Genomic DNA, 11,302 nt, shown 5'->3' with positions numbered 1-11,302 from the left:
GTATTCGCCTTCGATCCGGCGACGTTCGACTCGAGAGCGGTGGTCGGCGGTGGCCGATCGGAAGAGGTGGTCGGCGGTGGCCGATCGGAAGAGGTGGTCGGCGGTGGCCGATCGGAAGAGGTGGTCGGCGCTGACCGATCGGAAGAGGTGGTCGGCGGTGGGGAGTGAGTCGATCGCGCGCGGCATTCGAGCGCCGGCGACGCAGGCGAGTCGCGGCGCCAACCTGATCAAACACCAGCTGCTCAAGCGCACGCACGAGCGTCGTCGGGTGGGTCGGGCGTCGCAGTCTCGGTTCGATCGGATTCTCGACCGCCACGCAGCGGACGAGGACGCCGTGTTCGTCCACGTCGGACTGAGCGATATCGCGAGCGCGTTCGACACGGATCCGTACGCGTTCCTCCGCTCGAAGGTGGACTCGCGTTTCGAGAGCGTGCTTGCACCGGGGTTCACCGACTACTTCAAAACGTCCGGCGTCTACCACAAGACGTACTCGCGCCCGAAACACGGCACTTTCGGAACGCTGTTTCTCGACGACGCCGACTACCGCACCGACGACGCGATCAAGTCGATCCTCGTGCGAGGGCCGTACCGCTTCGACGACTGCCGTCACGACGACTCGTACCACCCCGACGGCTGCTTCGCCCGGCTCGTCGACGACGACGTGCTCGTCATGAACGTCGGGGTGCCGTGGATCACCTGTTCGCACCTCCATTACTTCGAGAGTCGGCACGATGCGCCGTACGTCGTCGACGAGACGTTCGAAGGCGTACTCTACGAGACGGAGACGGAGCACAGACGCGTCACACAGACTTGCGGGCAGTACACCTCCCCGTTCTACTCGTGGAACAAACCGAAGATTCACCGGAGGCTAGCGGCCGCAGGCGCGATCGACGCCTACGACCTGAACGGGCTCAGGCTATTTTTCTTCAGTCTCGGCGACGTCGCGCGCGTCATCGGTTCGGAGCTTGCTGAAGATCCGAACTACCTCGTCACGCTCTGATCGACGCTTGAGAATAGATAATAGGGTGTTAACAAAGCCGTCTACCGCGCACGTTCAAAACACATGGATCGCCGTTCGTTTCTGCGAGCCGCCGTTCCGGGATCCGTCTTGCTCTCCACGTGTCTCGGACGCGAGCCGTCTGGCGATGACGACCCGAGACGGCCGGGCGACGAGGAACCGTTCCCGCTGACCAGACACGGGATCGAGTTCGAGCGATCCCTCGACGCGGTCGAGGATATCGGGTTGGATCCGGGCGGCACCGTCACCAACGATCTCATCGCCGGGATCGAGGACGGGACCCTCCTCCGATTTCCCACCGGACGGTTCCGGTGGGATCCCGGTGCACGCGTCGAGGACTGCGACCGGGTTGGCTTCCTCGGATCGCCGCTCGGCACGACGATCGAGGTGCCGGCCGGCACGAACGAGCGGCTCCTCCGGATCGAGGACGCCGCCGAGATCACCTTCGAGAACTTCGCCGTGGATCAGACGAACGAGGACGCCGTGGGGTCGTTCGTCCTCTGGGGGCGGGACGCCCTCCACGTCGAGAACGTGCGGTTTCGCGGGCGGGCGAACCGCGCGGACCGCAGAGAGCCGTCGGCGTTCAACATCAAGATACTGGACCCCGACGGGGTCGGAACCGTCCGAAACTGGGTCGACCGGACGGGCTCCGGGTGGGCCAACTACAATGGATCGAACGGGAGGATCGGCGCTCTCGTGCGGGACGGACATCTGGGGACTCTCCAGTTCGTCGACTGCGACCTCCGGGAGTTCGGCAACAACGCCCTCTACACGAGCCGTTGTCAGGGGAACGTGCAGGTGATCGACAGCTACTTCGAGAACAACAACGTCGCGTCCGTCCGCATCGGCGGCGAGGGCAGTTTCGCCGAGGGATGCCGCTTCGTCGTGAGCGAGTCCCGGTACGAGGGTCCCCGCGAGAACGAAGACGAGGCGTTTCACATGCGCGGGGTGCTTATAGAGGACAGCCACGAGGACTTCGGCCAGAAGGACGCGGGCGCCGCGGTCCGAGACTGTTCGTTTCTCGTCGAGGAGAACCCGACGGGCGCGCCCGCCATCGAGGTGTGGTCGAACGGTCGATCCCTGTCGGTCGATGACACGACGATCCGGTACGACGCCGCGGGACCCTCGGTGATCCGGCGGGAGAACTACGGCTCAAAGGGTCGTCACCCGCCGGGAGAGTCTCCGCGATGGCTGCGACTCGAATCCGTCGACGTCGACGGCGACGGCGAGGTTCGGCGTATCGTGGACCTGCGGGATGCCGACGGATCGCGTGTCCGCGACTGTTGCCTGCGGCTCCCTCGCTCAGAGGGGAACGGGATCAACGTGGTACGGTCCGCGGATGTCGTCATCGAGAACACCGCTGTTGAGGTTGCGGGAACCGCCGTGGTCGGAGAGGAGTCAGATCCCGTCGTCGATCTACGGGCTGAGTGCGAAGGGGAGTAGGCCGGTGAGAGAGAACGGGCCGGTGGCAGAGAGCGGGCCGGTTCCGGGTGAACAGACCAGCGACAGATCGACGCCAGAGCGCGACCGATATCGCCGTTTTTGGGATTAACAGAGGATTAACAAGGCGTTAACCAACATCTAAGACGGTTAACGGCGTAAAAACTCTCACCGCGAAATCAACTTCATCCATCCGAACGTTCACGAACGTACGGATACTCATTCCGGTAATTCATTATGTCTTCTATATATAAGAAACAAAACACTTAACTCAGTTATTCCCATCCTAACACCTGCGATATGGCACACAAGCTGGGAAGCGACCCGGGGTCCCCCCGGGGTACAACGGAGAGCGACAGCAACGGAGAACGGGACGCGGACCGCGAGGAGGACTCGCGTTCGGGTCCGTCGAATATCGGGCGGCGGGCGTACCTGAAGGCGGGCGCCGCGGCGGCGACCGCGACAGCGCTCGGGGCGGGGCTGGGTACCGCGGCGGCCGCGGCGGAGCGCGAAGGCATCGCGTTCGAACGCGTCGTCGACGCCGTCGACGATCTCGGTATGGACCCGACCGGAAGCCGGTCGGTGACCGGACAGATCGCGGACGTACCGGCCAACACGCTGGTTCAGTTCCCGGACGGCGACTACCTGATCGACGAGCGCCTCGACCTCGCGCGGCTCGGGAATGTCGGGTTCGAAGCGGTCGGCGACGCGACGATCGTCGGCGCCTCCGGCTTTACGGACACGTCTTGGAACGTCCGAGACACTGCCGCCGTCTACTACGCCGGGTTCACTCACGATCAGTCCGACGGTGCGGTCGGCCACTTCTGGCGAGTCAGCGACCGTATCGAGATTCACGACATCGACGTCGTGGGGCGCGGCGGCGACTGGGGCGTCGAGATGTGTCCGTCGATCACCGACCCCCACGGCGTCGCGCGCGTCGTCAACTACACGAACAAAAAAGGCTCCTCGTGGGCGAGTTACGGCGGATCGGCCGGTCGGATGGGGTTCTACCTCGGTCCGGAGCACGCCGGCACGGCCAAGTTCATCGACTGCGACCTGCGCGAGTACGGGAACAACGCGATGTACACGAGCCGCTGTCCGGGGAACGTACAGGTGTTCGACAGCTACTTCGAGAACAACAACGTCGCGTCCGTCCGCATCGGTGGCGAGGGGAGCTTCGTCGAGAACACCCGGATCGTCGTCAGCGAGGACCGCTACACCGGCCCGCGGCGCGACGAGGACAAGGCCTTCAACATGCGCGGCGTGCTGCTCGAGGAAAACCACAAGAATCACGGGCAGAAGGCGGCCGGCGCGGCGGTTCGGGGCTGCGAGATCGTCGTCGAGGAGAACCCGACGTGGGCGCCGGCGATCATGTCGTGGTCGAACGGTCGCTCGATCGAGGTGACCGACACGACCATCGCCTACGAGAACACCGGCGGCTACGTGATCTGCAAGGAGGACTACAGCAACAAGGCGAGCCACCCGCCGGGTGAGGATCCGCGCTGGCTGCGGATGGACAACGTCACCATCACGGGGTCGGGCGACGTCCCGGTCGTCGTCAAGGTCGAGGACGCCGACGGCACGGAGATCCGGAACAGCTCGATCCACATGACGGACAACAATGCGGACGGGATCTACATCGCGAACTCGAAAGACTGCGTCATCGCGGACACGAACGTGGTCGTTCCCGGAAGCGCGACCGACTTCGAGAACGCAGAAGTCGAAACTCGGAACGTCACCCACGAGGTACCTGAGGAGGATTCCGACGACGACGGAGGCACCGACGACGGAGGCACCGACAACGGAGACACCGACGACGGAGACACCGACGACGGCACCGACGAGAACACCGACGGCGGATTCACATACGATCAGGCCGAGGGCGTCCACACGGACCTCCCGCACGAGCTCGTCATCGAGCAGGTCGAATCTGGCGCGCGCGTGAGCTACGAACTCGAGGTCGACGGCGAGCTCGAAGCCGGCGAATGGGAGTACCCCCCGACGGTCGACGGGACGACGGCGACCGGCGGGATGGGCCCCTCTTACGGGCTCGACAACGTCTACTACGACGGCGAAGTGACGCGGTTCGAGGGCGAGAACCTCGATCTGGTCCGCGTGTTCATCGCCGACGCACAGACGCGAACGATCGTCCGGGAGGTCGACCCCGAGTCGTTCCCCGAGGACGACGACGGCGAGACGGTCGACGACGAAGACGACACCACCGAAGACGACTCTACCGAAGACGACACCACAGAAGACGACACCACCGAGGACGAAACGGCCGACGGTGGCTCGGAGGACGACGGCGACAGCACGGCGCTCGATAGCGTCATCTCTTTCGACGGCTCTCGCTCGGAAGAGGTCTGTTCGTACCGATTCTCGGTCACCGGCGAGGTCGTCGCCGACGAGGAAAGCGACACGGGAGAGACGGGCGACTGGGACCGCATCGAGGACACCGTTGAGGACGATACCGTTGTCGGTGTCGTCCACACGGGTATCGACACCTATCGCTTCTCGGGCGACCTCGTCGACCTCGAACTTCGGGGCTCGGCGGAGGTGACGTTCGACAACGGAGCATAGGCCGACGCGTCCCCCGGTCAGCGGTGATACCTGACGTACGCGCGTTTGAGGAACCGCGCCGGGCGGTACGTGAACTCACCGCCGATCGCTACCAAGAGGTAGACGTACCCAGAGTGTAACCGGGGATCCGCGCGGATCGCCCTCGTGGCGAACCGGACCGCGTCGCGGTGATAACCGTTGGCGAGCGCGGAATCAACGAGTTTTACCGAGAGGTTTGCGACGAACCGTCGCTCGGTGTCGGAGCCGAACGTCGCGGCGAGATCGCGGTGTTTCTCTAGCATGAGCGGGTAGCTAATGTCGCGTTTGCGCTCGAAGTCGTCGCTGATCTGGTCGTGCGCCTCCATCCGGCGAACCACGAGCGGCTCACGGACCGGGGCGATCGGATACCGACTTGCGATCCGGATCACCCAATCGCGGTCCTGCCAGCTAGGGAGGCGCTCGTCGGGGCGTCCAGCGTCGTCGATCACGGTCGCGCGCACCATCAGCGTGGAGAACGGCCCGACACCCGCTCCGCGAAGGATCGCCTCGACCGCATCGCCGGCGGTTCCGGGGGTCTTCACCTCCGTCGTTCGATCCTCGCCGTTCACGTACTCTTGACCCGTGTAAACAAGCCCGAGCTCCTCGTTGGCGTCGAACTGCTCCACCTGGCGTTCGATCTTGGTCGGGCGCCACCGGTCGTCGTCGTCGAGGAACGCGATGAGGTCCCCGTCGGCGGCGTCGATCCCGGTGTTACGGGCGGCGTTCGCCCCCCGATTCGACTCGTGGCGGCGACACGTGACCGCGAGCGAACCCGTGTCCGTTCCGTCGATCGTCCGAGCCGCGGGCGTCGGCGAGCAGTCGTCGACGACGACAAGTTCGATGCGCGAATACGTCTGCTTGCGGACGCTTTCGACCGCGTCTCGGAGGTATTCGGGACGGTCGTACGTCGGCACAACGACGCTCACCAGCGGTTTCTCTCCATCGTCGACGTCACAGCCCATTGTCGACGACAACGTTGACACCGTATATTGTTATCCAGTCGTTGTGCGTCCCTGTTGGGGTGGTACCGGGAGATGTGCGCCTGTCAGGGTTGCGCTCCTTTCGAGGTGCGCGCTCCGCAGCAGACTCGGGCCGGACTGTCACCCTAACGCGCCGAACATCGAGCGGAGGTTCCGCTGGATCCCCCACCCGAACCGGCGGTCGAGTACGTAACTGATACCGAGGTAGATGACGGCGCCCGCGGGAACGGTGAGGGCAAACTCGACGACCGGCGGGAGATCGGTCAGGTGGTGGGCGTACCGGAGGAGCCCGAACATGATGCCTGCGGCGAACAGCGGGTACGCCCACTCGCGGTAGAACTCCATCGATCGGACCTCCGTGAGCTTCGAGGTGACGTAGACGTCGAGCGGGAGCATCGGGAACACAAATACCAACACGACGGTGAGCGCCGTGCCCTCGATGCCGAATCGGGCGGTCAGCGGCCAGATGAGCGCGGCGATACAGACGACTCGGACCGCACCGAGCTTCGCCGTGAGGTCGGGGCGGTCGAGCGCCTTGAAGATCGATCCGAAGTTCCGGGTTATCGAATGTAACATCCCGTACAACGCGAGTAGCTGCATCGCCGCGATCATCGGCGTCCAGTCGCTGCCCAGCACGACCGGCACGAAGCTCGGCGCGACGGCCGCGATGCCGAGCGCCATGGGGATGGTCAGGAACGCGGTGACTCTGGTCGTCGCCAACAGCGCGCGGCGTAGTTCGTCGGGGTTGTCTTGGAGTTGCGCGTACGCGGGGAAGCTGACGCTAGCGATAATCTCCGACACCTCCGAGGAGGGCGTGTCGGCGAGCCGATAGGCGTACTGGTAGAATCCGAGGAAGGTCGCCGAGAGGAACCACCCGACGAACGCGTCGTCGCCCTCGCTGTAGATAAAATAGATGATCGACGAGGCGGTGATCCACTTCCCGTAGTTAATCAGCTCCTTGGCGGCGTCGAAGTCGAACGACGGCCACGGACGGTAGTCGTGGATGACATACGAGAGCACGCATCGGAACGCGTCAGCGGCGATGAACGCGAACACGAGCGCCCACACGGTCGGAGAGTACAGCGCGTAGCCGACACCGACGAAGAACTGGACGAATCCCCCGCTGACCTGATAGAGGAACTCCTTGTGGAACTCCAAGTCCTTTTTGAAATAGACGATTCCGGGATTACGAAGCCCGACGAGCAGCGGGCCGAGCCCGATAACGCGGATCAACGGGGTGGCTTGTGGCTCCGAAAAGAACTCCGCGATGAACGGCGCGAGCACTAGGAGAATTCCGGCGATGAGCAGACCACGGGCCCCCTCGAGACACCACGTCGTGTCCAGGTAGTCGTCGACGTTCTCCGCCTTCTGCTGGATGAGAGCCGCGTTGAGCCCGACCTTGGTGAAGTTTCGGGTCGCGCTCACGGAGAGCAGTGCGAGGCCCATGAGCCCGAAGTCCCGCGGCGCGAGTAGTCGGGCGAGGACGATGAGCAACAGGATCTGCATGAGCCGGCTCGCCACCTTGATCCCACCGACCCAGATCCCGCTTTTGATCGTGCGGTCGAAGACCGAGCCGCTTGGGACGATACTGTCGAGGAGCGCTCGGAGCCGATCCCTCATGTGCTACCTGCCGTCCACAGCCTCATCGATACCGTCTCCGGGTAGTGGCCTCCCCACGGATCACCCGCGTGCCGGGGCGAACGGAGCGGGGAAACGCCCACCGCTTTTATCGCGGTACCGTCAGTCATTTCACTGCCGCGAAGTTGGCTGTGGACTTATAATGTAAGTGAGGATCTAACGCGAAATTGCTTCTTAACGTCGAACGCCGAAGTTTCGTTCGATCCGCGTCGCTCAGTACGGCGGCGAGGTGAACCCGTCGAACTCCCCGACGGGCCGGACGCCGATGCCGTGGAAGTCGCTGTCAGCGTTGTCGCCGTCCGGCTGGACGACATCGACGCGCTCGCGCGACTCAATGTCGAACACGGCGTAGCCGGGGTTGATCCCGGTCGCGGCGTGCGGGTCGCCCGAGAGCGGGTTCGGTCCGCGGAGGGTGACGAACATGTACTCGCCGTCCGGCGAGGCCCACATGATGTCGGGCGCGTCCGAGTCGGCGGGGTCGTCGGACTGCTCCGGGCCGAACGCGTCGATCTCGTCGATGACCTCGTCCGTCTCGGGATCGAGGATGAGCCCGTCGTTCGTCTCGCGGTTCAGGACCCAGAGCTCCTCGCCGTCGGGGGTGAACCAGAAGCCGTGCGCGTCGACGCCGCCGGTCGAGTCGACGGTCGTCACCTCGTCGTCGGCCGTGTCGTACACGTAGAAATCGCCGACTCCCTCCGCGGCGACCGGATCCTCGTCGGGGTCTACGTCGGGATCGGACGGCAGCCCCGCGGTGAGGTAGAACTTCTCCTCGGTCGGGTGCGAGACGGTTCCGCAGTTCGTCGGGATCTCGTCGTGCGAGTACGCGCGGTCGACCGAGAAGTCGTCGTGGTCGACGATGACGAGCGCGCCGTCGTAGTAGCTCGGTCCGATGGTGTGCAGCGAACGTCCGTCCTGCGCGTACTGGTGACAGATCGGCGCGCCGCTCTCGATACCGGCATCGAGGATCGTCTCGTTCTCGCGGACATCGATCTCCGCGACCTGCTCGAACTCCTCGTTGTCGAGGTCGGCGTCGACGCGGACGATCTTCTCCTCGCCGATCACGTCGACGTGGATGTACTCGTCGTCCGGCGAGAAGCCGGCGAAGTGCGACCCGGCGCCCGTTTCGAGGTTCGCGACCAGCTCTCGGTCCTCGGTCCGGTAGACGAGGACGCGCGCGCCGGCCGTACAGGCGACGGCGGCGTACTCGTAGTCGGACGTGTAATCGACCATGTGCGGCACCTCACCGCCTTCCGCGCCCGTGTCGATCTCGTCGACCTGCTCGAAGCCGCCGTCGTCGGTCGGCTGGTGGATGTAGATCGTGTTGGTTCCCTGGTCGGCGCCCCAAATCTCGTAGGTGGCGGCCGTCTCCTCGTCGGTCGTCTCGTCGTCAGTCGAGTCTGTCTCGTCGTCGGCCGAGTCCGCGTCGTCGTCGGTTGGGGCCGTGTCGTCGTCGGTCGGGTCCGTCTCCTCGTCTGCACAGCCCGCAAGCGCGCCGATCCCGGCCGCCGTCGCTCCGGCGACGAAGGTTCGGCGAGTTGTCTCATTCATGCTGACTGTACCCGAGCGATACGCGGCCTAAACACTACCGTTCCAAACTGCTCAAAACAGCCGTAAAACTGCTTTAGGAGGACGAATACGGTAGATCAGCGTCATAGGATCGAACGATATTCGCCGCTATCTGTGACGGCGCGATCCACTCCGGGAACCGGCCGAGAGATATCGCGCGGGAGAGCGCCATTGCGGCGTCGAAAAGGGATTTAATCGATTGTGTCTGCCTGACTCGCTACGCGAACGCGTCGAGCACGCCTGCGCCGTCGGTGCTCCGGCCGAGGTCCGGGAGCGTCGCGCGTTCGGGGTGGGGCATCAGGACGGCGACGGTCTCGCGCTCACCGAGGACGCCGGCGACGTTGTCGGTCGAGCCGTTGGGATTCGCCTCGTCCGTGACGTTTCCGTCCGCGTCGCAGTAGCGGAAGAGCACGCGGTTCTCGTCGACGAGTTTCTCGAACGCCTCGTCGCCGATCTCGAAGCGACCCTCGCCGTGAGCGATCGGCACCTCGATCACGTCGCCCGCGTCGTAGGCGGCGGTCCACGGGGTGTCCGCGCGCTCGACACGGAGGTGTACGGGTTCACACTGGAAGCGCGCGGAGGCGTTCGTGGTGAACGCGCCGGGGGTGAGCCCGGATTCGGAGCCGATCTGTGCGCCGTTACAGACGCCGAGCACGGGGACGCCCTCGTCGGCGGCGGCGCGGACCTCCTCCATGATCGGGGCGCGTGCGGCCATCGCGCCGGCACGGAGGTAGTCGCCGTAGGAGAATCCGCCGGGCAGAACGATCCCCTCGGTGTCTGCCGGGAGGCCGTCCTCGTGCCAGACGCGCTCGGCGTCGACTCCGAGGTGGTCGAGCGCGCGGACCGCGTCGCGGTCGCAGTTGGAGCCGCCGAATTGGACGACAGCGACTGTCATGTCTCGGCGACCGCGACGTCGTAGTCGTGTATCGTCGGGTTCGCGAGCAGTCGCTCGGCCATCTCCGTGGCGCGCTCGGCCGCCTCGTCGGCGTCGCCTGCGTCGAGGTCGACCTCGAACCGGTCGGCCGACCGGAGGTCGGAGAGCTCGAAACCGAGCCGTTCGAGGGCCTGCTGAGTCGTCTCCGCCTCCGGATCGAGGACGCCCCGCTTCAGCCGCACCGTCACCGTCGCGGTGTATGCCGTCATGACCGATACTGCGAAGTCGTGTGTAAAAACGGTTTTGGAACGCCTTTTATATCCACATTCGTGGATATATCCCGGTCGATCGTGTGGGCGGCAGGCTCAGCGCGGAACGAAAGTGGCAAACCCCTCCGCGTTCTGGACCCGGTGTATGCAGCCGCTCGACACTGCGGAGGTGATCGTCGCATGACCCGCGAACTGACCGAGATCACGGTCGTCGGAGGAGACAAGACCGGACTCATCGCGCGGGTCACCTCCCTGCTGTTCGAGCGGGGAATCAACATCGAGGACCTCGATCAGGCGGTCCGCGAGGGCGTCTTCCGGATGACGACCCGCGTGGACGCCTCCGAGATGGAGACGTCCCGCGGCGAGCTCCGGCGCGCGCTCGCCGAGCTCGGCCGCGAGCTCGACGTCGACATCCGGGTGCGGTTCCCGAGCGACCGCGACGCTCGCCGGATCGCGCTGCTGGTCACGAAGGAGACCCACGCGCCCGAGGCGCTGCTGGAGGCCGAGGCCAACGGCGACCTCGCCGACGACGGCGAGGAGGCCGAGATTCCGGTCGTCATCGGCAACCGCGGCGACCTCCGGTCGCTCGCGGAGCGCTACGACAAGCCCTTCTACGACGTCGGCGACGGCGGCGGCAACACCGACGAGGGCCGACTGCTCGACCTGTTGGCCGAGTACGACGTGGACCTGATCGCCTTGGCCCGCTACATGCGGATCCTCTCGCCCGAGGTCGTCTTCCGGTACGAGGGCCGGATCATCAACGTCCACCCCTCCCTCCCGCCGGCGTCCTTCGCCTGCCGGTACGCCTCCGCGCCGGGGAACGCCGGCAGGAGGGAGGGTGACGTTGATGATCCGGCCCTCGTACCGGAAGACGACCTCGGGCGAGAGGATCCGCATGTAGCGGGCCAAGGCGATCAGG

9 protein-coding genes are annotated in these 11,302 nt (G+C 65.1%); 4 read left to right on the top strand and 5 right to left on the bottom strand.

Annotated elements, in window-relative coordinates:
- The first annotated feature begins 157 nt into the window (after positions 1-157).
- The 3 genes from R6U53_RS15290 (at position 158) to R6U53_RS15280 (ending at position 5,038) form a co-directional block, all read left to right on the top strand.
- A complete protein-coding gene (locus tag R6U53_RS15290; RefSeq protein ID WP_410323240.1) occupies positions 158-1,000 on the top strand; it encodes an AAC(3) family N-acetyltransferase in 843 nt (280 codons plus the stop codon).
- A 63-nt stretch (positions 1,001-1,063) separates the two neighbouring features.
- Positions 1,064-2,461, top strand: coding sequence for a hypothetical protein (locus R6U53_RS15285; protein ID WP_410323239.1), 1,398 nt, complete (start codon positions 1,064-1,066; stop codon positions 2,459-2,461).
- Positions 2,462-2,758: 297 nt separating this feature from the next.
- Positions 2,759-5,038 (top strand): hypothetical protein, encoded by a 2,280-nt coding sequence (locus R6U53_RS15280; protein ID WP_410323238.1) that lies wholly within the window; start codon positions 2,759-2,761, stop codon positions 5,036-5,038.
- 17 nt (positions 5,039-5,055) lie between these two features.
- Here the strand turns inward: R6U53_RS15280 and R6U53_RS15275 are convergent, their stop codons facing one another.
- The 5 genes from R6U53_RS15275 to purS form a co-directional block, all read right to left on the bottom strand.
- The gene (locus R6U53_RS15275; RefSeq protein ID WP_410323237.1) at positions 5,056-6,018 is read right to left on the bottom strand and encodes a glycosyltransferase family 2 protein; all 963 of its coding nucleotides are present in this window, start codon (positions 6,016-6,018) and stop codon (positions 5,056-5,058) included.
- Between the two features lie 138 nt (positions 6,019-6,156).
- The gene (locus R6U53_RS15270) at positions 6,157-7,656 is read right to left on the bottom strand and encodes a lipopolysaccharide biosynthesis protein (protein ID WP_410323236.1); all 1,500 of its coding nucleotides are present in this window, start codon (positions 7,654-7,656) and stop codon (positions 6,157-6,159) included.
- Between the two features lie 231 nt (positions 7,657-7,887).
- Positions 7,888-9,222, bottom strand: coding sequence for a YncE family protein (locus R6U53_RS15265; RefSeq protein WP_410323235.1), 1,335 nt, complete (start codon positions 9,220-9,222; stop codon positions 7,888-7,890).
- 235 nt (positions 9,223-9,457) lie between these two features.
- A complete protein-coding gene (gene purQ / locus R6U53_RS15260; protein WP_410323234.1) occupies positions 9,458-10,135 on the bottom strand; it encodes a phosphoribosylformylglycinamidine synthase I in 678 nt (225 codons plus the stop codon).
- Positions 10,132-10,383 carry a phosphoribosylformylglycinamidine synthase subunit PurS gene (gene purS / locus R6U53_RS15255; protein ID WP_410323233.1) on the bottom strand — a complete coding sequence of 84 codons (252 nt, stop codon included), beginning with the start codon at positions 10,381-10,383 and terminating at the stop codon, positions 10,132-10,134. The genes purQ and purS overlap by 4 nt, the downstream gene beginning before the upstream one ends.
- A gap of 180 nt (positions 10,384-10,563) precedes the next feature.
- Between purS and R6U53_RS15250 the strand changes: the two genes are divergently transcribed.
- The coding region (locus R6U53_RS15250) for a formyltransferase family protein (RefSeq protein WP_410323232.1) at positions 10,564-11,302 on the top strand (739 nt) is incomplete at its 3' end.

It is taken from the genome of Natronomonas sp., from assembly GCF_046483325.1.
Taxonomy (GTDB): domain Archaea; phylum Halobacteriota; class Halobacteria; order Halobacteriales; family Haloarculaceae; genus Natronomonas.
This window is presented reverse-complemented; position numbering and strand designations above follow the sequence as displayed.

Excerpts from the sequence above, each read along its gene's own strand:
- R6U53_RS15275 (WP_410323237.1), bottom strand. The coding sequence starts at position 6,018 with ATGGGCTGTGACGTCGACGATGGAGAGAAACCGCTGGTGAGCGTCGTT.
- R6U53_RS15265 (WP_410323235.1), bottom strand. The coding sequence starts at position 9,222 with ATGAATGAGACAACTCGCCGAACCTTCGTCGCCGGAGCGACGGCGGCC.
- R6U53_RS15285 (WP_410323239.1), top strand. The coding sequence starts at position 1,064 with ATGGATCGCCGTTCGTTTCTGCGAGCCGCCGTTCCGGGATCCGTCTTG.
- R6U53_RS15270 (WP_410323236.1), bottom strand. The coding sequence starts at position 7,656 with ATGAGGGATCGGCTCCGAGCGCTCCTCGACAGTATCGTCCCAAGCGGC.
- purS (WP_410323233.1), bottom strand. The coding sequence starts at position 10,383 with ATGACGGCATACACCGCGACGGTGACGGTGCGGCTGAAGCGGGGCGTC.
- R6U53_RS15280 (WP_410323238.1), top strand. The coding sequence starts at position 2,759 with ATGGCACACAAGCTGGGAAGCGACCCGGGGTCCCCCCGGGGTACAACG.
- purQ (WP_410323234.1), bottom strand. The coding sequence starts at position 10,135 with ATGACAGTCGCTGTCGTCCAATTCGGCGGCTCCAACTGCGACCGCGAC.